Genomic DNA, 20,280 nt, shown 5'->3' with positions numbered 1-20,280 from the left:
AAAAAGAAAGTGCTAGTTTTTATCACTCATTTTTTTAGCTAGCATAATTTCTTGTTCAAAATAATCAATGTTTTCTTTAAAAATAGTTTCTTGTTTTAGTTTTATAATATTTGTTCAATTATTACTACTTTTTTTACTTCGAAATAAAGAAAAAGTAACAATAAAATAAACAAATAATAATAGCACTGCAAACCCTAGAAAAAAATCAATTAACCCGATTACTGATATTTCCAAATCTAAGATTTTTATAGTCGTCGTCAAGAAGCTCTTCATATAAACACCACACTATCTATGAGTATTATACTATACTTTTTAAAATTTTACTTTAATTTTTTTTAATTTTGTAGAAAAATCTTTATATTAAAAATATACCTAAAATTAGGTATATTTTTAATATAAAGAGAGGTAAATAATTGATGGAAAAAATACTTGCAGAATTAATAAATAGTTTAACAGATGATCAATTTCATTTAAGCGTTTTTGTTTTTTGATTAATTCTGCTTCTTTTTTAACTTTTTCATAAAATTCTAAAAATTGATCACCTGTTGAATTTAGAAAACAACAGTCCATATAAAAAGTGTCCTAAAAAGGGTTGCCAATCCATAAAGTGTTGCATTTGGTTTATAATTTACACAAATTTAAAAGACTTTACAGTCTTTTAAATTTATTTTGTTTTAATAATTTCTTTAATCCGTGCGTTTTTACCAACACGATTACGCATATAGTAAATTCTAGCACGACGAACACGACCATATTTTACAATTTCAATCTTATCGATTAATGGTGAATGCAAGGGGAAGTTTCTTTCAACACCAGCACCATTACTAATTTTACGAATTGTAACTGATTTAGTAATTCCACTACCTTGTAATTTAATTACTACTCCTTCGAAAACCTGAATTCTAAACTTATTTCCTTCTTGAATTTTAAAATGAACTTTAATTGTATCTCCTGAAGAAAATTCTGGTAAATCACTACGAAGTTGATCTTTTGTAATTTCGTCTGTTAAACGCATATTCATAATTGTTTTTTCCTTTCTACGGTAATTAAACCTATTTCTCTTTTTTAATTTTTGCTAATAATATTTGTTGTTCTGTAGTTAATGTTTTTTTTTGTAAAAGATCGGGGCGTTTTAATCAAGTTTTTTTTAATGCTTCATATTCACGCCATTGGACAATCTTCTGATGATGCCCACTTAATAAAACTTCTGGAACAGAATGACCATCATATGCAACTGGTTTTGTATAAACAGGATAATCTAATAAATTATTAGTGAAAGAATCATTCAGATGTGATTGCATATTAATTACATTCTCGCATAAACGCGTAATACTATCAATCACAATCATACTAGCTAATTCACCACCAGTTAAGATATAATCACCAATTGATAATTCATAGTCAATATAATATAAAATTCTTTCATCAAAACCTTCATAATGCCCACAAATTAAAATTAAATCATTATCCGCTGTGGCAAAATATTGTGCTTGTTGTTGATCATATTGTTTGCCTTGTGGTGATAATAAAATTGTAATACTGTTTTTGGTTTGATGCGCTTTAATCGCGGCAACTAATGGTTCAATCATTAAAACCATTCCTTCACCACCACCATATTGATAATCATCAACCTGATGATGTTTGCCAATACTATAATCACGAATATCAAAAATTTTCATTGCAATTAGTTTTTCCCGAAGAGCTTTTTTAATAATTGATGTTGTCATAAAATTATTAAACATTTCTGGAAATAAAGTTAATACGGTAAATTTTTTCATCTTAAATCACATTTTTCAAAATAATTTTTTGGTGTTGAAGATCGATTTGTTCAATATACTCTTCAACATTTGGAATCATCATTAATGTTTCATCAGTCTTTTTAATTTCAAAAACAAGATGGGCTTTTGTTGCAAATTTATTTACTAAAATACCAATTTGATGTTGATTATAAAATACAGCAAAATTAATTAAATTTTCTTGACTAACAACTTCGGTATAAACTAAGTCTGCTTTTTGAGCAAACAAACAACATTCTTTAAAAGATAATACTTCATTAATATTAGTAAATTCTTTAAACTTTAGAATATAATCTTGCTTAAAAGCAGTAATTTTGCTTAATGTTACTGGCTTATAAACCATCTGTAATTGAATAAACATTAATTTATTAAGTAATTTATCGATATTTTTAATGTTTACTAATAAAGTAGCCTTAACTTCGCCTTTAATGCCATGGGGTTTTTTAATCTTAAAAATTTTTAATAAAACTTCCATCTATAAAACCTCAAATTTAATATTAACTTTATTTTGATCTAATTGTGCTCTAATATTTAATAAAGTTCGTAAACTATTAGCAATTAAACCGACTTTTCCAACAACATACCCAAAAACTTCTTCGCTGCACATTACTAACAAATTAATTTCTCCCATCTTTGTCATTGGCATCTGACGAATTTCATAATACAATTCGTTATTATCCTGACAAATTAACGGATTAATTAGGCTTTTTGAGATACTAACAAAAATAAAAAAATTACAAATTAAAAAAAATAAATTAAACTTTAAAATAAGCATTTTTAAAAATTTTAATTTCTTTTTAAGCATAAATAATCATGTATCGCAAGAAGTCTATTAAATGCTTAAGTTCGGTAATATACATTAATTAACACCACATTCTTAATTACAACTATTTCTTTGCAGGCTTTGTTGTTTTAGCTTTGGTACCTTCTGTTGCATCTGCTTTGGTACTCTTTGCTTTTGCACCTTCTGTTGCTTTAGTTTTAGTATTTTCTACTTTCGTACTATCTGTCGCTTTTGTTTTCGTACTCTTTGCTGTCTTTGCCACATGTTTTTCATTATGCAATTTAGTCATTAAGCCTTCTTTGCTCAACAAATTACGAACAGTATCAGTGGGTTTTGCCCCTGTTGATAATCATTTATAAGCAAGGTCTTGATCAATTTTAACATCACCATTGATTGGATTATATGTTCCAATTAATTCAATATATTCGCCATCACGTTTCACACGAGCATCTGTTGCAACAATTCGATAGAACGCTGCTTTCTTTTTACCTATTCTTTTTAAACGTAATTTTACCATTAATAATTTCCTTTCTAATTCTGCGTTCATGTTAAACAATAAAACTTAACATCTTTTATATAGTACCCTAAATTAAAAAAGAGTCAAGAAGACTGCATGCACAGTTTTAGATAACTGAGAATTTTAATTAAAAAATGCTTTCATTTCATATTGAAGTGGTGGCATTTTTAAATTTAAAATTTTTATTTTTTCATTATAATGAATTATATAATTATCTACAATATTTTTTACTTCTAAAATATTTTTACAGTGTGATAATTCTGAGTTCTCGGTTTTAAGAATTGAAAATAAATTTTCAATCGGTGAATTATCTAAACAATTGCCTCTTCTTGACATACTTATATTTATACCGTGTTTTTTTAATAATTTTTCATAAGCTTTTGAAGTGAAATGAATACCTTGATCAGAATTAATAGTTAATTCACCTTTGATTATTTTTCTTTTAATAATTGCTTCTTTGATACAATTATTTACTCAATTTACTGTTGGAGTTGTTGTTAAAGAATAATTTACTATTAAATTACTAAATAAAACCTTGATTGCAAATAAATATAATCATTCTGTGATTGTTTTAACATACGTAATATCAATTGATCACTTTTGATTAGTTTTTTCAGCTTTAAAATTACGTTTTAATAGATATTTATGTCGAATATGTTCATTTGTTATTTTTAAGAAATGATTAATTTTTTTTCTTGTTTTAATTCTTACACTAGAAATTCTATTAGCTAATTTCATATAACGATAAACTGTTGAATTCGACACATTAATTTTTTGCTCTTCCAAAGATAATTTAATTTGTCTGTGTCCTTTAATACTATTTTCTCTATGAATTGCTTTAATTATTTCATATATTGAATAATCAATATTTGGTTGATATTCATCACAATTTTTTGAATATTTATTTCAAGTATCATATGAAATTATTAATTCTTTTAAATATCATGATAAAGTAATTTTTGAAACTTGCAATTCTGATTTAATAAAAGCAATTTGTTTTCTAATGTTTGTTTTTGTTTTTATCTTTGGAAGAGCTTCAAGCTTTTTTAAAACCTCATTCTCAGCTTTTATTCTTTCATTTTCTTTTTTTAATAAATAGTTTTCACGTTCTAAGGGTTTTTTAAACTTATTTAATTCAAAATCTTTTCGCTTTTTTCGTTCTTTTAGAATTTATTTATTTTGTTGAAATTGATTTACTCAATTTGAAATAGTTGCTAAACTAATATTAGACTGCACCCTGTTTAGTAAGTGTTAATAAAAAGGTTTACAAACTTTTATTTATTATATCTTTTTCTTTTTGGTTTGAATATCATTTATTTCATTTTTTAACATCATTAATATATTCATTATGAGATTTATAATTTTTATTATGGATTGTTCCTTTTTTAAGTAATGAATGAAAACTTTCAATAATAATGTTGTCTGCACAATGATAATTTTTACCCATTGAAATTATAATTTTGTTATCTAAACATTTACTATTATAATCTTTAGATGTATATTGATATCCGTGATCTGAATGAATTATTGTTTTATTTAGCTCTTTTTTTATTTTTTTAATTTTATTAATTGCAGCATTTAAATTATCAATTACAAGTTTGTTATTATTAAATTTTGATCATTTTACATCAATAATTTCTTTAGTATATCCATCAATTATTGTTGATTGATAATGTTTTTTACCATTTCAAATTAAATAAGTTACATCAGTAAATAAAATTGAAAATCTTTCTTTAATATCATTAAAATTACGATTTACTAAATCAGGATATTTAATTATATTTTTATTTCTATTTTGTTTTATTAATATTTTTCTACGCATACGCTTTACATATTCAGCTTGAATATTATTTTCTTTCATAATTCGTAATACTTTCTTAGCATTATAAACAATGCCATAATCTTCTTTTAAATATTTGGTAATTCGACGATAACCAAATTGTTTCAAATTTTCTTCATAGACTTTTACAATATTCTTTAATGATTCGCTATCCTTACCATTACTTGAATAATTTTTATATTTATCTCAATAACTACGCTTTAAATTTGTTACATCAAGTAATAAATTTAGTGGATATTTATTAATGTTTTCTTTGATAAAAAATACAATTTTTCTTTTATTTAATTGTAAAAGTCATGAAGCTTTTTTAGTAATTCATACCTAACTTTGTAATAGTTTAAATCTCTTTTTTTAAATGATTCTTTTGGACCTTTATTGGTGTTTAAAATTCCTTTCTTAAAATTTTCATACCATGAAGCAACAGTTTTTTTATTAATTGCATATTTTTTTGCAATAAAACTTATACTATTATTTTTAACCTCTTGTCCTATCCTTTTTCGAAAATCTGCTGTATATTTATTAAATTTTTGTCCTTTTCTTGCCATATAAAAATGCACCTCCTTTAAAAGTTTAGCAAAGACTTTTTTTCTTTACTTACTTTTTTGGGTGCAGTCTAATTAAAGCATTTGATGAAACATTATATTTAAAATATAACAATCAAATATATAATTTATTAGAATACATTCCGGTTCCTATTAAAAATATTGAAAACAAAGTTCCCAAATCTAAAGCACATAAACCAAAACCAAATCATCCTTGAAATAATCAATATACATTACAAACATTATCAATTAAATAATTTTGCGAAATTTTTGCTATATATTGACAATTTATCCGTGCTAATTTTAAAACCCGGTTAGCCAGAACTCCCCCATCCCCTATTTTACTAAAAATCTTAGCGGGTAACGAGAAACTGCATAATCTGGGTTTTATTATTTTAATTTAATACCTAATTCATCCAGTTGTTTTGCATCAACTGGACTTGGTGAAGATGTCATTGGGTCAGTTCCCGCGGCATTCTTGGGAAAAGCAATTACATCTCGAATTGACTCACTATTTGTTAAAATCATTGCTAAGCGGTCAATGCCAAAGGCAATTCCCCCATGTGGTGGAACACCATAATTAAAAGCATTTAAGAATCAACCAAACTTACTTTCAATTTCAGCTTTTGATAATTGAAAAGATTTAAACATGCGTTCTTGGATTTCACTTTGATGAATTCGAATGCTACCCCCGCCAATTTCATAACCATTTAAAACAAGATCATAAGCATCAGCTCGTGCAGTGGCTAGTTGTTGATCAAAGTTATCTAAAAAGACTGCGGTTGGGGTTGTAAAAGGATGATGCGCTGCTTCATAACGTTGTGTTTCATCTGATCATTCGTATAATGGCCAATTAATAATTCATAAGAAATGATATTGATTAGGTGGAATTAAATCAAACATTTTCGCTAAGGCAACCCGAACTGCGCCTAAAGCTTGACAAGTAATGGTTTTTTCATCACTGACAAAAAAGAATGTCCCTGCTTGGTTGTTACTTTCCTGTAATAACTTTGTTTTTTCTGCCGTATTAAGAACTTTCGCCAAGGGCCCGTCTCAATTACTATTTTCTTGTTTAACTCATGCTAATCCTTTTGATTTATTTTGTTGGGCAATGCGAGTTAATTCCTCAATTTGTTTTTTTGTTACTAGCTGGGGAATAAAAATTCCTTTTAAACTCATTCCTTCTTTTAAAGCAGTGGCAAAGATTGTAAAAGTAGTTTTATTAAAAATGGCACTAGCCTCAAATAATTTTAAATCATAACGAGTATCGGGTTTATCAGTTCCGTATGTTTCAATTGCAACATCATAATCCATTTGGATAAATGGCGTTTTAATATTAACTTGCATTACATCATGCATAATTGTTTTAAATAATGTTTCTACTAACTTAATAATATCGTCTCGTTCAACAAAACTCATTTCTAAGTCTAATTGGGTAAACTCTGGTTGACGATCACTTCGTAAATCTTCATCACGAAAACATTTGGCAATTTGAAAATATTGGTCAAAGCCAGCTAACATTAATAATTGTTTAAATAATTGCGGTGATTGCGGTAAAGCATAAAAATTATGTTGATTTAATCTTGATGGTACTAAAAAATCACGAGCCCCTTCTGGCGTTGATTTATTTAAGATTGGTGTTTCAATATCAATAAATTTATGGGCTTGTAAAAATTGGCGAATGGTTTGAATTAATTGATTACGTAGCATAATTTTTTGTTGCATTATTGGTCGGCGTAAATCTAAGTAACGATACTTCATACGAACATCTTCTAAAGCATCAGTAACATCATTAATAATTAATGGTGGGGTTTGTGTTTTTGATAAAATGGTAATCTTATTCGCAACGATTTCAATTTCTCCCGTTGCTAATTCAGGGTTTTTACTTTTACGTTCAATAACAACCCCTTCCACGCTAATAACAAATTCATTACGAATGGTATTAATAATTTCATATTGTTGGTGCTCTGGTTGGACAACAATTTGGGTAATCCCCTCACGATCACGTAAATCCAAGAAAATAATACCACCTAAGCGCCGATTCTTCGCTACTCAACCATTTAAAACTACTTTCTTTTTAACATCTTGTAATGTTAATTCTCCGCAGGTATGTGTTCTTTTCATTATTTCTCCTCCTTATTTAAAAAGACAATAATTTTTTCAAATTTAACTTCTTGTTCTTTGCCATTTTTTTATTTTTAATTTTAATAACATTTTTTTCAATTCTTCATCACCAATAATAATTGTATGCTTCGCTTTTAACCGTTCTAAAGATTTAAACTGTGCTTTAACATTGCGTGCTAAATAATCGCAATACACACGTAAACCACTAGCACGTAACATTAATAAAAGAAAAACTTCGAAATGACACGCATGATCTGATAAACAAATTAAATAAGCATCAAGATACGGTTCATCAGCCAAAGTAATGTTCTGTTCTGATAATGTTAACAATAATCGTTCTAAACCCAAGGCAAACCCAACAGCGGGATAATCCAAATTTGGTTCAAAGGTATGAACCAATTGATCATATTTCCCCCCGCCTAATAAGGTTAGTTCTCGTTCTTGTTTATCAATAACAATTTCAAAAACAACCCCTGTATAATAATCTAATTCGCGAACTAGTTTATAATCTAAAACAAAGGGACTTCTAATTTTGTTAAAAGACTTTGTAAGGCTTTAAATTCATTATTTTCTTCTTCTGTTAAATAATCATAAATTTTAGGCGCTATATCAAATTTATTTTGGTCAATCTTACAATCCAAGACACGTAAAGGATTCTTTTTAACACAAATTTGACAATCAGCACATAATTCTTGTTGTTGGAAGAAAGCTGTTAAAACAGCAAGATACTTTGTTCGCGCAGCACCAACGGTTAAATAATTTAATTTTAAGGTTAAATAATTTAATCCAATTGTTTTTAAAAGTGTATACCCAAGTAAAATCACTTCAACATCTAATAAATAGTTCTTTGCCCCAACAACTTCAACACCAAACTGATTAAATTGACGTAAACGGCCATGTTGTGGTCGTTCATAACGAAACATATTGCCAATATAAAATAATTTTAATGGTAATTCATATTTCCCATATAATTTATCTTCAATAATACTACGAATTACGGGGACTGTTCCTTCTGGTCGTAAAACAAATTCTCGTTCTTTTTTTGTCTAATAACTCAAACATTTCTTTACTAACAATATCTGTTTCAGCTCCGACCGACCGAACAAATAAATCTTTCGCTTCAAAAATTGGCGTTCTAATTTCATGATAAATATATTGCATCGCAAGACTACGCAACATTAATTCTAAGGCACTTAATTCCCTTGATTTTTCATAATAGATGTCTTCGGTTCCACGTGGTTTTTGAATATTCATAACTAATTTCCCTTCTAAATAAAAAATTAAAAGAATGCTTAGGAACGAAAAATCGCGTTGCCATCCTATTTCATTATCTTTTAGTTAATGCACTTTATTGTAAAAATCTATTAAATTTTATCATAATATTGTCAAAACACTTTAAAAATTATAATAGTTTCTACCAGCCACTATTTCTCTGTTAAATTATGTCAATATCTAGCAAAAATTTCGCAAAATTATTTAATTGATAATGTTTGTAATGTATATTGATTATTTCAAGGATGATTTGGTTTTGGTTTATGTGCTTTAGATTTGGGAACTTTGTTTTCAATATTTTTAATAGGAACCGGAATGTATTCTAATAAATTATATATTTGATTGTTATATTTTAAATATAATGTTTCATCAAATGCTTTAATTAGACTGCACCCAAAAAAGTAAGTAAAGAAAATTTGAAACAATTTGGTTATCGTCGAATTACCAAATATTTAAAAGAAGATTATGGCATTGTTTATAATGCTAAGAAAGTATTACGAATTATGAAAGAAAATAATATTCAATCTGAATATGTAAAGCGTATGCGTAGAAAAATATTAATAAAACAAAATAGAAATAAAAATATAATTAAATATCCTGATTTAGTAAATCGTAATTTTAATGATATTAAAGAAAGATTTTCAATTTTATTTACTGATGTAACTTATTTAATTTGAAATGGTAAAAAACATTATCAATCAACAATACTTGATGGATATACTAAAGAAATTATTGATGTAAAATGATCAAAATTTAATAATAACAAACTTGTAATTGATAATTTAAATGCTGCAATTAATAAAATTAAAAAAATAAAAAAAGATCTAAATAAAACAATAATTCATTCAGATCACGGATATCAATATACATCTAAAGATTATAATAGTAAATGTTTAGATAACAAAATTATAATTTCAATGGGTAAAAATTATCATTGTGCAGACAACATTATTATTGAAAGTTTTCATTCATTACTTAAAAAAGGAACAATCCATAATAAAAATTATAAATCTCATAATGAATATATTAATGATGTTAAAAAATGAAATAAATGATATTCAAACCAAAAAGAAAAAGATATAATAAATAAAAGTTTGTAAACCTTTTTATTAACACTTACTAAACAGGGTGCAGTCTAAAAAAAGAAAAAGCATACTATCAAAACACAAATAATCATCGAAAAAGAAAGCAAAACTATTATTGCAACAAATTTTGCTTGTGGTAAAACCGATGATTTTCGTTTATTTAAAGAAGCAAAAATACCGCTTTTAAAAGCTAGCAAAGTAATAGTTGATACAGGTTATCAAGGCTTGCAAAAAATGCATCGGAATGTTTTGATTCCGCATAAAAAAACAAAGCAAAAACCTTTAAATAACGAACAAAAACAGCATAATAAACTAATTTCACAAATGAGAATCGTTATTGAAAATGTTTTTGCTATCCTTAAAAAATTTAAAATTATTACTGAAAAATATCGCAATCGTAGAAAAAGATTTGCTTTAAGATTTAATTTAATTGCTTCAATCTATAATTTTCAATTGTTATTATAAATAAGACAAGAAGTTGAATGAAAATTAACTTTAAATAATAAAATCATTTTTTTTGTTGTGCCAAAATAACGCATCGCTTATAAAGACTATAAGAATTAAATTAATAAGAGGTCTAAATTCCTATTTGTATTTTTTCTTTATGAATTAATTTGCAATGATTATCATAGTATCGCAAGAAGTCTATTATCATGGTTTAGGTTTTACTAACATTCAAAATTATTTAAATCTCTGAAAATGAAAATACCAACACAAAGGTTTAACACCAAACCAACAAGCAACGGTATTATATTTTAACATCTAAAAAAGTTAAAGAACAATAATAATCTTCCATCAAATTCGTTTTCAAATTGTCATATTGATGATTTTTTTATTTTATCAAGAGTTTTCGACAAAATTAAAGTTATTTTGTAATAACCAAAATATTTGTTAGGATATTATTAAATATATTATTAAATTTATGCAGGAAAGGAAAACATATGGAACAAAAAAAATCAACAATTGTTTCAGGCATTACTGCTACTGGACAATTAACATTAGGGAATTATATTGGGGCAATAAAAAATTTTATTGAATTACAAGAAGATAATAATTTAATTATTTTTGTGGCAAATTTACATGCTATTACAATTCCAATTAGTAAAGAAGAATTACGAAATAATATTAAAAATATGATTGCATTATATTATGCCTGTGGTCTGGACCCTAAAAAAGTAATTATTTTTGTACAATCAGATATTTTAGAAGTTACTTTATTAGCCCATATTTTATTGTGTAATACAACTGTTGGGGAATTATACCGAATGACCCAATTTAAAGACAAGTCAATCAAAATGAAAGCAGAAAATGGCACGAAATTTATTCCAACCGGTTTATTAACTTATCCAACCTTAATGGCCGCCGATATTTTATTATACGATGCTGACTTAGTTCCGGTTGGCAAAGACCAAAAACAACATATTGAATTAACCCGAAATATTGCCGAACGAATGAATAACCGTTACCAACAAGATCTTTTTAAAATTCCAGCTGATTTTATTCCACCAATTGGTGGTAAAATTATGGATTTACAAAATCCGACCAAAAAAATGAGTAAATCTTCCAAAGATATTAAATCATTTATTAGTTTATTAGATCCCTCCGATGTAATTCGAAAAAAAATTCGCAGTGCAGTAACTGATTCAGAAGGCAAAATTACTTATAACCCGGAGAAAAAACCAGGGGTAAGTAACCTGCTAACAATCTATGCTGTTTTAAAAAAAGTTTCAATTGAAACTGCTGTTAAGGAATTTGCTCAACAAGATTATGGTCAATTAAAAGAGCAAGTCGTCACAGCAATTATTGACACTTTAGAACCAATTCAAATAAAGTACCAAAAATTAATGCAATATCAAACAATTGATGAATTAATTGAGGCAGGGGGAACAAAAGCACGAGCAATTGCGAATAAAAAAATAACAAAAGTTAAAAATACCATTGGTTTAAATTACATGAATTATAAAATTAAATGGGAAAGTTAAACAAATAAAAATATTGTGTTAAAATCCAAATTTAAAAAAGAAGAAAATTAGACTGCAACTGCAATGTTTCTTTTAACTGAGATATATAAATAAAAATTTTTCTAGATTATTATTAATATATAAAGTTAGGAGAAACATTGCAGTTGCACAGTTTCAGATAACTGAGAATTTTAATTAAAAAATGCCACCACTTCAATATGAAATGAAAGCATTTTTTAATTAAAATTCTCAGTTATCTGAAACTGTGCACATAACTAATAAATTCCTTTTTTTAATAAACTTTATCTTTGAATCGTTTATTAAGACTATTTAAACATAAAATTATAGATAAAAAAATTTCATTTTTGAAATGTTTTTTATCCTTTACCTTTGCATTCAAATCATGATATTAATTCATTAAATGTAGCTTTAATTGCTTCATATCCTGGTTTTAATAATTTTCGTGGATCAAACCCTTTACCATTTTCTGGTTTGTCTTTTCCTTCTTCAATATATTTTCTAGTTGCAGCAACAAAAGCAATTTGTAATTCAGTATTAACATTTATTTTACTAATTCCTAATGAAATTGCTTTTTTAACTTGCTCTTGTGGAATTCCACTACCACCATGTAAAACCATCCCAATTTTTGCCGCAGCTTGAATATCTTCTAATGCTTGGAAGTTTAAATCTGATCATCCTGTTGGATATGGTCCATGAATATTACCAATTCCAGCGGCAAGAAAATCAATTCCTGTTGCTACCATTTCCACCGCTTCTTTTGGATCACCAATTTCCCCATCACCAACAACACCGTCTTCTTCCCCACCAATAGTTCCAATTTCCGCTTCAACTGAAACAGCATTTGGTTTTGCATACGCTACTACTTCTTTGGTGTTTTTTAGATTTTCAGCAAATGGATGGTGACTACCATCATACATTACTGATGAAAAACCAGCATCAATAGCCATTTTACAAATCTCTACTGATTGCCCATGGTCTAAATGTAACGCTACTGGAACTGTAATGTTTAATGAATCTAATAAAGCATTAACCATCGCAACAACTAAATTATAGCCTCCCATATATTTAATTGCTCCTTCTGAAGCCCCTAAAATAATTGGGGTTTTTGTTTCTTGCGCCGCTTCTAATAAAGCTTTTGTTCATTCTAGATTATTAATATTAAAATGACCAACAGCGTATTTATTCTGGTGTGCTTTTTTAATTATTTCACTAGCATTAACTAATTTAGCATGATATTTTTTTCCCATAATTTCTTTTCCCTCCTAATATAAAATATTACGTTAATATTATAAACTTTTTATTTTAAAAAATACGGTAAAACAAAGAAATTTATTAATATTTGGATAATTTACCAAAATTTAACAAAAAAAAGATAAAAAATAATAATTTTTAATCTTCTTATCACCTTTTTTATAAATCCCGTGTTATAAATAACGTACTATATGGCAACATATAGTAAACAAACAGAGCTTAATCATTACCTGGTGGATGGGCCTCCTAAAAGGAAATACCCAAAAATAGGTATCCGTTAGTAAATAGTTTTTTCATAGTTTTTTCTAAAGGGCATTACTTTATTAGGAATGCCCTTTTATTTTAATTTTTGACAATAATTACAAAAATAAGTTCCTCTTCCATTCACAAAAATTTTGTCAATTTGTTGATAACAATTAACACATTTCATTTTATTTCGACCATGAACTTTTAACTGTTGTAAAAATTTACCATCAACCCCTGGTTCGGGATGATAAGTTGCAACTGTTGTTCCACCTTCATTAATTGCTTTTTGCAGGACGAGTTTTGTATTATCAATAATATTTTGATAATCTTGATCTTCTAAATTTTTGGTTTTTTCTCCCGGATGAATTTTGGAAGCAAATAGAATTTCATTTGCATAAATGTTACCGATTCCAACAATAACATTTTGTTCCAATAATGTCGTTTTAATTGGTTGGCCTTTATTTTGTCAAGCATTCTTTAAGTATGAAACTGTCATTTTTTCATCAAATGGTTCATATCCTAATTTATTTAAAGGTGCTTGTTGTAAATAATCCTTTTTGCTATATAAATGCATTGTTCCAAATTTTCTTGTATCATGATAACGCAATTGAAAGTTCTTATCAAGCTCAAATAAAATCATAATATGTTGTCATTCCCCTGGTTCATCTTTTGCGGTGAAATAGTATTTCCCTTCCATTCGTAAATGACTAATTAAAACATAATCATCTAAAATAAAAAGCAAATGTTTCCCCATTCGATCAATTCGATTAATTTTTTGTTGAATAATTTCCTTAGTGAACTCTTTCGGATCAAGAGGATATTTTATTATTTTATTTCAAAAAATTTGGCAATCCGTAATTATCTTACCAACGACATGTTTTGTTAAAATACGACGGACTGTCTCAACTTCTGGTAATTCTGGCATACTGTTCTTTCTTTCCTAATTAATAATTTAATTTTATTTTTATATCTAATGTAAATTGTAAATGCAAGTGCAACAAATCTTTCAATTAAATAATAACATAAAAAAATAATATGAATTGTAATGCACAGTTTCAGGATTGCGTTGCCAAAGTTGGGGAAAATAAAAAAGAAAGTTTTCTTTCTAATTTTTTTCAAACTTAATTATACTGAAAACTTTCTTTTTTATTTTCCCCAACTTTGGCAACGCAATCAACAAATTATTTAAACAAGCAAATAATTAATTTATATAGTACAATATAAGTGGATGAGATAAAGGAGGAATTTATGAAACCAGAATTAAAGGAATTATTATTAGAAATTAAAACTAAAATTAATGATGATAAATTTTTTCGTGATTTTATTGGCGAAATCATCAATGAAGCTAATTACAATAATTATTATGAACAATCAGTTGCAGATGAGGAAATTGCTGAGCAATTGGTTGAAATTTATTTTATTGAAAATTATAGTAATGATGAAGAAATTTCAGAATTAAAAGAAAAGATCATGAAAATTTTATTCTTTTTAGAAGGACAAAAAGAATTAATTAAGGAGTATGCTTATTTTGTTGAAAGCAAAGTAAGTCAATTTGTGACAGAACTTAACTAATCTGACAGTTACTGTTAGATTTTTTTAAATTTAAAGTTAATTAATTGTAGACTGCACCCTGTTTAGTAAGTATTAATAAAAAGGTTTACAAACTTTCATTTATTATATATTTTTCTTTTTGGTTTGAATATCATTTATTTCATTTTTTAACATCATTAATATATTCATTATGAGATTTATAATTTTTATTATGGATTGTTCCTTTTTTAAGTAATGAATGAAAACTTTCAATAATAACGTTGTCTGCACAATGATAATTTTTACCCATTGAAATTATGATTTTGTTATCTATAGAATGCACCCAAAAAAGTAAGTAATTTAATTTGAAATAACAAATTAAAAGACCTGAATTGTAAAATTAAATAGGATAGTTAAACAAATAAAAATATTGTGTTAAAATCCAAATTTAAAAAAGAAGAAATAACACAATGTATCAAAAAATCACAATAAAATTATTGCGATACTATGATAATCATTGCAAATTAATTCATAAAGAAAAAATACAAATAGGAATTTATACTGCACAGTTTTAGATAACTGAGAATTTTAATTAAAAAATGCTTTCATTTCATATTGAAGTGGTGGCATTTTTAAATTTAAAATTTTTCTTTTTTCATTATAATGAATTATATAATTATCTACAATATTTTTTACTTCTAAAATATTTTTACAGTGTGATAATTCTGAGTTCTCGGTTTTAAGAATTGAAAATCAATTTTCAATCGGTGAATTATCTAAACAATTGCCTCTTCTTGACACACTTATATTTATACCGTGTTTTTTTAATAATTTTTCATAAGATTTTGAAGTGAAATGAATACCTTGATCAGAATTAATAGTTAATTCACCTTTGATTATTTTTCTTTTAATAATTGCTTCTTTGATACAATTATTTACTCAATTTACTGTTGGAGTTGTTGTTAAAGAATAATTTACTATTAAATTACTAAATAAATCCTTGATTGCAAATAAATATACTCATTCTGTGATTGTTTTAACATACGTAATATCAATTGATCACTTTTGATTAGTTTTTTCAGCTTTAAAATTACGTTTTAATAGATATTTATGTCGAATATGTTAATTTGTCATTTTTAAGAAATGATTAATTTTTTTTCTTGTTTTAATTCTTACACTAGAAATTCTATTAGCTAATTTCATATAACGATAAACTGTTGAATTCGACACATTAATTTTTTGCTCTTCCAAAGATAATTTAATTTGTCTGTGTCCTTTAATACTATTTTCTCTATGAATTGCTTTAATTATTTCATATATTGAATAATCAATATTTGGTTGATATTCATCACAATTTTTTGAATATTTATTTCAAGTATCATATGAAATTCTTAATTTTTTTAAATATCATGATAAAGTAATTTTTGAAACTTGCAATTCTGATTTAATAAAAGCAATTTGTTTTCTAATGTTTGTTTTTGTTTTTATCTTTGGAAGAGCTTCAAGCTTTTTTAAAACCTCATTCTCAGCTTTTATTCTTTCATTTTCTTTTTTTAATAAATAGTTTTCACGTTCTAAGGGTTTTTTAAACTTATTTAATTCAAAATCTTTTCGCTTTTTTCGTTCTTTTAGAATTTCTTTATTTTGTTGAAATTGATTTACTCATTTTGAAATAGTTGCTAAACTAATATGATATTCTTTTGCTATTTCATTATAAGATTTATTGTTAATTGAATATTCATTAACAATTTTTTCTTTAAATTCAAAAAAATGATCTTTAGACCCTTTTATTTTACCTTTAGCCATATAAAAATGTTTCTCCTAACTTTACAATTTGGAATTTTTTATTTTTAATTGCTGAATTATACTTGTAAGTGCAAGTAAATAAAATTGCAAAAAATCTCATATAAAAATTTTATGATGCTAAGTTTATTTTAGAAAAAATAAAGCAAGGAGTTTTTATATGGGATATAAACATCTTGGCATAGATGAAAGAATTTATATTGAGAATAAATTGAAGTTTAAAATAAAAATTAGTGAAATAGCTAAAAATCTTAATCGAAGTATTAGTACTATTATTCGAGAAGTTAATAGAAATAAAGATAATAATCATTATTTTTCATTAATTGCACAAAATAAAGCAGAAAATAGAAAACAATCACATATTTATTTTCATAAGTTTAAAAATAGAGAATTAGTAAAATATGTACAACAAAAATTATTATTAGGTTGATCACCCGAACAAATTTATGGCAGAATTAAAAATTTTCATAAAGAATAAATTATTAGTTTTAAAACAATTTACAATTGAATTTATTCTGGATTACTTGAAAAAGTTACTAATAAAAATTTAAGAAGAAAAGGTAAGAAACGAAAATATCAAGAAAATCGGGGTAAATTTAATGGTAAATCAATTAAAGAACGAAATGCTAATGTTAATAATCGCGTAACTCTTGGTCATTGAGAAGGTGATACCGTAGTATCATCACGAGGTAAAAGTAAATCATGTTTAATAACTTTAGTTGAAAGAACATCAAGATTTACTTTAGCAATATTAGTTGAAAATAGAACTACTAAAGTTATTAACGAAAATATTAGCCATTATTTATCAATTCTTCCAAATAATCTTGTTAAGACTATAACATTTGATCGTGGTAAAGAATTTGCTAATTGACAACAACTTGAAAAAAATTTAAATGTGAAAATTTATTTTGCTAATGCATATTCACCCTGACAAAGAGGTACTAATGAAAATACTAATGGTTTAATTAGAGAAAAATTTCCTAAAAAATTTAATTTTTCAAATACTACTAAAAATGCAGTTCATAAATTTATATTGTCTTTAAACCAAAGACCAAGAAAAATACTAAATTATCTTTCGCCAATCGAATATTTGGTTAGAAAAATAATTTAGTTGCACTTAACTTTACAATTTGGCATATCAAAATGAAAATTTAACTACTGATAGTGTTAATATATCTAAAATAAATGAAAATATTAATATTATTGGTCAAAACATTAATACTATAGGTATAAAATTAACAATAGATGAGAAACTTAAATATTATCCAGACATATTACCGGGATTAAAAGATTATAGAATGATTGTAAAACCATGATTAACAAATGAATTAAACGGATATGTTTTAGGTAATAACTTAAAAGAAATAGGAGCTAAAGTAGAAAATGTTCAAATAAATAATAATCAAATATCTAATCAAAATATTGAAGATTTAGGACAAAATATTGAAGATTTAGGTGAAGAAATAAAAAATGTTTCTTTAATAATAGAACAAGGTTATAAATCTACAAAAGCTTTTGGTTTTTCATTGATTGAATTAGGAAAATTTATAAAATCATCAGTATAATTAAATTGATATAAATATTTTTTAAAATATTTATAGATGAAAATAATCTATATTATTTTCATTTTTAATTAAATTAACAAATAAAATTATATAAAAAAGAAAGGATAAATATGAAAAAAATACTAAATATTTTATGATCAATCACTTTAATAGGAACAAGTACAACAAGTTTAGTTGCTTGTAATACACCACAATATATTGAGGATGAATTAAAAACAGAAAAAGAAAAACATAAAATAGATACAAAAAACCAAACTATTAGAGACAATTTAGAATGAATATCACCACAAGAAAAATCATTTAATAATGTTGATAATAAATATTATTATGTAGTATGAAGAGAAAATAAAAATGTTAAATTGGTAATTACTAAATTTAAGAATGATAAAAAAGTAGATGATTTAATTAAAATTACTAATATAAATAATTGAAGTTTATGTTTAAATAAGGATATTCCTTATGACATAAAAGACAATAAAAATATAATCTTATTTATTGTTGAGGATGAAAAACAAGGAAAAATAAAACAAAATAATCATATTTGACAAAAAATAAATGATGATTATTTTAAATCAGTTTATCGTTGAAATTCATTAGATAAACCAGAACCTGATTTAGTTTTAGATGATAAAAACAATATAAAAGTTAAAGATTAATAAAAAATAGGGTTTTATCCCTATTTTTTATCTTGGTTTAATAGTTATTTTAATGGGGTTATTACTTTTATTTCTAATTCCCAAGACATTTGGGTTAGAAACATCTAATATAATTTCTTTATCATTACCAAAACGTTTAATTCTTTGTTGATGAAAATTAATATAATCACCAGATAAAAAAGGAATTATTTTTTTTGAAAATATAATTTTTAATTTCATATCATTTGTATAATATGCTTGTAAATATGTTTCTTTAATTTTATTGCTAACTTTGTTAAACAATGATGTTATTTGTAATAAAAATGATACATTACCAACCTTTATACCTGGTGTGTAATATTCTTCATATTTTTCTCTTGGTAAACCATTAGTTTTAAAAATATCAAGAGTTTTAATATCATTAGTTATTTCTTTTGTGTCTATTGTAAAAATATTTGGAAAATTAACATTATAAGTTTGTGATAATCCTTCTTTTTTTAAAGTTATTTTAGACAATAAACCAAAACCACCGTCACAAATAGAATTATATCCAGATAATAAATTTACTTTTCTATTATGAATAAAATTTTCTATCTTTGGTGGTCCACATTCAACTTGTAAATTACCCATATTACTTATTTCAATCGTTTTATAAGCATCTTGAAATTTATCAATACTTTGAATTGTTGGGTCAATTTGTTTTAAATCAATTTCAATATCATAATAAGCATTATAATAATTATTATTAAATAAATTAATACCATCATTTAATAATGACCAAGTTGAAGTACATTGTGCTGGTTCGGTAATTTTAGTTTTTAATAGTTGTGCTGTATTAGCACCTCATATATCTTTTGTATAAGGTTTATAGTTATATGGCACTGGTGGTAATACATATTCAGGGTAATTAAAATTTGGTATTTCATAATCGTGCGGTAATAAGAAACTAGTTTTATAATTAGTTGTCATATCGCGTAAATAATTATTTAATACACTTTTTGTTTTTCCACGAAATCTTCATACTGATAAGCGTAAATAATATTCTTCATTATTGGTATATGGGTTATCAGCATAAAAGATAATTTCAAAATTACCTTTATATAATGCTTGTATTGAAAACATATCAATAATATAACTACAATTTGTCCCATATGGTGTTTGTAATAATTCACAATCATTATCTTCTTCACCGTCACTAACTGGTGTTTGAGCATCTACTGCTGTTGTAAGTTCATTAATTAAATAAATTCGGTTAGTTTTTTGATTTAATTGTTTTAGATTATATGTTGAATAAACTATATTATTTGT

29 protein-coding genes and 3 pseudogenes are annotated in these 20,280 nt (G+C 25.5%); 9 read left to right on the top strand and 23 right to left on the bottom strand.

Features of this window, described 5'->3' with window-relative positions; translation table 4 throughout:
* Positions 1 to 12: 12 nt before the first annotated feature.
* From ACQH23_RS02155 to ACQH23_RS02080, 16 genes and pseudogenes are all read right to left on the bottom strand, one after another.
* Entirely contained in the window at positions 13 to 186 is a 174-nt protein-coding gene (locus ACQH23_RS02155) for a hypothetical protein (RefSeq protein WP_425378754.1), read from the bottom strand.
* A 204-nt stretch (positions 187 to 390) separates the two neighbouring features.
* Positions 391 to 570 (bottom strand): hypothetical protein, encoded by a 180-nt coding sequence (locus tag ACQH23_RS02150; protein WP_425378753.1) that lies wholly within the window; start codon positions 568 to 570, stop codon positions 391 to 393.
* Positions 571 to 664: 94 nt separating this feature from the next.
* Positions 665 to 1,021, bottom strand: a complete 357-nt coding sequence (gene rplS, locus ACQH23_RS02145; protein WP_425378752.1) for a 50S ribosomal protein L19 — start codon at positions 1,019 to 1,021, stop codon at positions 665 to 667.
* A 31-nt stretch (positions 1,022 to 1,052) separates the two neighbouring features.
* On the bottom strand, positions 1,053 to 1,778 hold the full coding sequence (gene trmD / locus ACQH23_RS02140; RefSeq protein WP_425378751.1) for a tRNA (guanosine(37)-N1)-methyltransferase TrmD: 726 nt from the start codon (positions 1,776 to 1,778) through the stop codon (positions 1,053 to 1,055).
* Between the two features lies 1 nt (position 1,779).
* On the bottom strand, positions 1,780 to 2,271 hold the full coding sequence (rimM, locus tag ACQH23_RS02135; protein WP_425378750.1) for a ribosome maturation factor RimM: 492 nt from the start codon (positions 2,269 to 2,271) through the stop codon (positions 1,780 to 1,782).
* Positions 2,272 to 2,463 (bottom strand): hypothetical protein, encoded by a 192-nt coding sequence (locus tag ACQH23_RS02130; protein ID WP_425378749.1) that lies wholly within the window; start codon positions 2,461 to 2,463, stop codon positions 2,272 to 2,274.
* 382 nt (positions 2,464 to 2,845) lie between these two features.
* A pseudogene (gene rpsP, locus ACQH23_RS02125) lies at positions 2,846 to 3,100 on the bottom strand (30S ribosomal protein S16); the annotation flags it as partial.
* A gap of 120 nt (positions 3,101 to 3,220) precedes the next feature.
* Positions 3,221 to 4,069 carry an IS3 family transposase gene (locus tag ACQH23_RS02120; RefSeq protein WP_425378748.1) on the bottom strand — a complete coding sequence of 283 codons (849 nt, stop codon included), beginning with the start codon at positions 4,067 to 4,069 and terminating at the stop codon, positions 3,221 to 3,223.
* Positions 4,070 to 4,361: 292 nt separating this feature from the next.
* Positions 4,362 to 5,045 carry an IS3 family transposase gene (locus tag ACQH23_RS02115; RefSeq protein WP_425378205.1) on the bottom strand — a complete coding sequence of 228 codons (684 nt, stop codon included), beginning with the start codon at positions 5,043 to 5,045 and terminating at the stop codon, positions 4,362 to 4,364.
* A 173-nt stretch (positions 5,046 to 5,218) separates the two neighbouring features.
* Positions 5,219 to 5,482, bottom strand: coding sequence for a hypothetical protein (locus ACQH23_RS02110; RefSeq protein WP_425377850.1), 264 nt, complete (start codon positions 5,480 to 5,482; stop codon positions 5,219 to 5,221).
* A 387-nt stretch (positions 5,483 to 5,869) separates the two neighbouring features.
* The gene (gene aspS / locus ACQH23_RS02105; RefSeq protein ID WP_425378747.1) at positions 5,870 to 7,603 is read right to left on the bottom strand and encodes an aspartate--tRNA ligase; all 1,734 of its coding nucleotides are present in this window, start codon (positions 7,601 to 7,603) and stop codon (positions 5,870 to 5,872) included.
* Between the two features lie 42 nt (positions 7,604 to 7,645).
* Positions 7,646 to 7,978: a His/Gly/Thr/Pro-type tRNA ligase C-terminal domain-containing protein gene (locus ACQH23_RS02100; RefSeq protein ID WP_425378746.1), complete on the bottom strand. Its 333-nt coding sequence runs from the start codon at positions 7,976 to 7,978 to the stop codon at positions 7,646 to 7,648.
* A gap of 15 nt (positions 7,979 to 7,993) precedes the next feature.
* Positions 7,994 to 8,092, bottom strand: a pseudogene (locus tag ACQH23_RS02095) (hypothetical protein); the annotation flags it as partial.
* A 20-nt stretch (positions 8,093 to 8,112) separates the two neighbouring features.
* Positions 8,113 to 8,586 (bottom strand): ATP phosphoribosyltransferase regulatory subunit, encoded by a 474-nt coding sequence (locus tag ACQH23_RS02090; RefSeq protein WP_425379287.1) that lies wholly within the window; start codon positions 8,584 to 8,586, stop codon positions 8,113 to 8,115.
* Between the two features lie 4 nt (positions 8,587 to 8,590).
* Positions 8,591 to 8,857, bottom strand: a complete 267-nt coding sequence (locus ACQH23_RS02085; protein WP_425378745.1) for a hypothetical protein — start codon at positions 8,855 to 8,857, stop codon at positions 8,591 to 8,593.
* Positions 8,858 to 9,075: 218 nt separating this feature from the next.
* Positions 9,076 to 9,300, bottom strand: a complete 225-nt coding sequence (locus ACQH23_RS02080) for a hypothetical protein (protein WP_425378744.1) — start codon at positions 9,298 to 9,300, stop codon at positions 9,076 to 9,078.
* On the opposite strand from ACQH23_RS02080, the gene ACQH23_RS02075 reads away from it, so the two are divergent.
* The 4 genes from ACQH23_RS02075 (at position 9,292) to trpS (ending at position 11,942) form a co-directional block, all read left to right on the top strand.
* Positions 9,292 to 9,975: a DDE-type integrase/transposase/recombinase gene (locus tag ACQH23_RS02075; protein ID WP_425378743.1), complete on the top strand. Its 684-nt coding sequence runs from the start codon at positions 9,292 to 9,294 to the stop codon at positions 9,973 to 9,975. The genes ACQH23_RS02080 and ACQH23_RS02075 overlap by 9 nt on opposite strands.
* A gap of 57 nt (positions 9,976 to 10,032) precedes the next feature.
* Entirely contained in the window at positions 10,033 to 10,425 is a 393-nt protein-coding gene (locus tag ACQH23_RS02070) for a transposase family protein (protein ID WP_425379286.1), read from the top strand.
* 154 nt (positions 10,426 to 10,579) lie between these two features.
* On the top strand, positions 10,580 to 10,726 hold the full coding sequence (locus ACQH23_RS02065; protein ID WP_425378742.1) for a hypothetical protein: 147 nt from the start codon (positions 10,580 to 10,582) through the stop codon (positions 10,724 to 10,726).
* A gap of 175 nt (positions 10,727 to 10,901) precedes the next feature.
* The gene (gene trpS / locus ACQH23_RS02060) at positions 10,902 to 11,942 is read left to right on the top strand and encodes a tryptophan--tRNA ligase (protein WP_425378741.1); all 1,041 of its coding nucleotides are present in this window, start codon (positions 10,902 to 10,904) and stop codon (positions 11,940 to 11,942) included.
* Positions 11,943 to 12,298: 356 nt separating this feature from the next.
* Here the strand turns inward: trpS and fba are convergent, their stop codons facing one another.
* Together fba and mutM are read right to left on the bottom strand one after the other, a co-directional pair.
* Positions 12,299 to 13,189 carry a class II fructose-1,6-bisphosphate aldolase gene (gene fba, locus ACQH23_RS02055; RefSeq protein ID WP_425378740.1) on the bottom strand — a complete coding sequence of 297 codons (891 nt, stop codon included), beginning with the start codon at positions 13,187 to 13,189 and terminating at the stop codon, positions 12,299 to 12,301.
* Between the two features lie 341 nt (positions 13,190 to 13,530).
* A complete protein-coding gene (mutM, locus tag ACQH23_RS02050) occupies positions 13,531 to 14,364 on the bottom strand; it encodes a DNA-formamidopyrimidine glycosylase (protein ID WP_425378739.1) in 834 nt (277 codons plus the stop codon).
* A gap of 323 nt (positions 14,365 to 14,687) precedes the next feature.
* Between mutM and ACQH23_RS02045 the strand changes: the two genes are divergently transcribed.
* Positions 14,688 to 15,011, top strand: a complete 324-nt coding sequence (locus tag ACQH23_RS02045; protein WP_425378738.1) for a hypothetical protein — start codon at positions 14,688 to 14,690, stop codon at positions 15,009 to 15,011.
* 85 nt (positions 15,012 to 15,096) lie between these two features.
* Here the strand turns inward: ACQH23_RS02045 and ACQH23_RS02040 are convergent, their stop codons facing one another.
* The 4 genes and pseudogenes from ACQH23_RS02040 to ACQH23_RS02025 all read right to left on the bottom strand — a co-directional run bounded on the left by ACQH23_RS02040 (position 15,097) and on the right by ACQH23_RS02025 (position 16,775).
* A complete protein-coding gene (locus ACQH23_RS02040; RefSeq protein ID WP_425378737.1) occupies positions 15,097 to 15,279 on the bottom strand; it encodes a hypothetical protein in 183 nt (60 codons plus the stop codon).
* Positions 15,280 to 15,557: 278 nt separating this feature from the next.
* Complete coding sequence (locus tag ACQH23_RS02035; RefSeq protein WP_425378736.1) at positions 15,558 to 15,770, bottom strand: IS3 family transposase; 213 nt, start codon at positions 15,768 to 15,770, stop codon at positions 15,558 to 15,560.
* 39 nt (positions 15,771 to 15,809) lie between these two features.
* Positions 15,810 to 15,935: pseudogene (locus ACQH23_RS02030) on the bottom strand (hypothetical protein); the annotation flags it as partial.
* Between the two features lie 156 nt (positions 15,936 to 16,091).
* Positions 16,092 to 16,775 (bottom strand): helix-turn-helix domain-containing protein, encoded by a 684-nt coding sequence (locus tag ACQH23_RS02025; RefSeq protein ID WP_425378735.1) that lies wholly within the window; start codon positions 16,773 to 16,775, stop codon positions 16,092 to 16,094.
* Between the two features lie 157 nt (positions 16,776 to 16,932).
* On the opposite strand from ACQH23_RS02025, the gene ACQH23_RS02020 reads away from it, so the two are divergent.
* The 4 genes from ACQH23_RS02020 (at position 16,933) to ACQH23_RS02005 (ending at position 18,993) form a co-directional block, all read left to right on the top strand.
* The gene (locus ACQH23_RS02020; protein ID WP_425378734.1) at positions 16,933 to 17,250 is read left to right on the top strand and encodes a transposase; all 318 of its coding nucleotides are present in this window, start codon (positions 16,933 to 16,935) and stop codon (positions 17,248 to 17,250) included.
* Positions 17,251 to 17,883: an IS30 family transposase gene (locus ACQH23_RS02015; protein WP_425379285.1), complete on the top strand. Its 633-nt coding sequence runs from the start codon at positions 17,251 to 17,253 to the stop codon at positions 17,881 to 17,883.
* Positions 17,884 to 17,902: 19 nt separating this feature from the next.
* Positions 17,903 to 18,337 carry a hypothetical protein gene (locus ACQH23_RS02010; protein ID WP_425378733.1) on the top strand — a complete coding sequence of 145 codons (435 nt, stop codon included), beginning with the start codon at positions 17,903 to 17,905 and terminating at the stop codon, positions 18,335 to 18,337.
* A 110-nt stretch (positions 18,338 to 18,447) separates the two neighbouring features.
* On the top strand, positions 18,448 to 18,993 hold the full coding sequence (locus ACQH23_RS02005; RefSeq protein WP_425378732.1) for a lipoprotein: 546 nt from the start codon (positions 18,448 to 18,450) through the stop codon (positions 18,991 to 18,993).
* A 27-nt stretch (positions 18,994 to 19,020) separates the two neighbouring features.
* Here the strand turns inward: ACQH23_RS02005 and ACQH23_RS02000 are convergent, their stop codons facing one another.
* Entirely contained in the window at positions 19,021 to 20,094 is a 1,074-nt protein-coding gene (locus ACQH23_RS02000) for a hypothetical protein (RefSeq protein WP_425378731.1), read from the bottom strand.
* Positions 20,095 to 20,280 lie beyond the last annotated feature (186 nt).

It is taken from the genome of Spiroplasma endosymbiont of Polydrusus pterygomalis (genome assembly GCF_964030635.1).
Classification (GTDB): domain Bacteria; phylum Bacillota_I; class Bacilli_A; order Mycoplasmatales; family Mycoplasmataceae; genus Spiroplasma.
The sequence above is the reverse complement of the archived record's forward strand: the minus strand, read 5'-3'. Positions and strand labels throughout refer to the sequence as shown.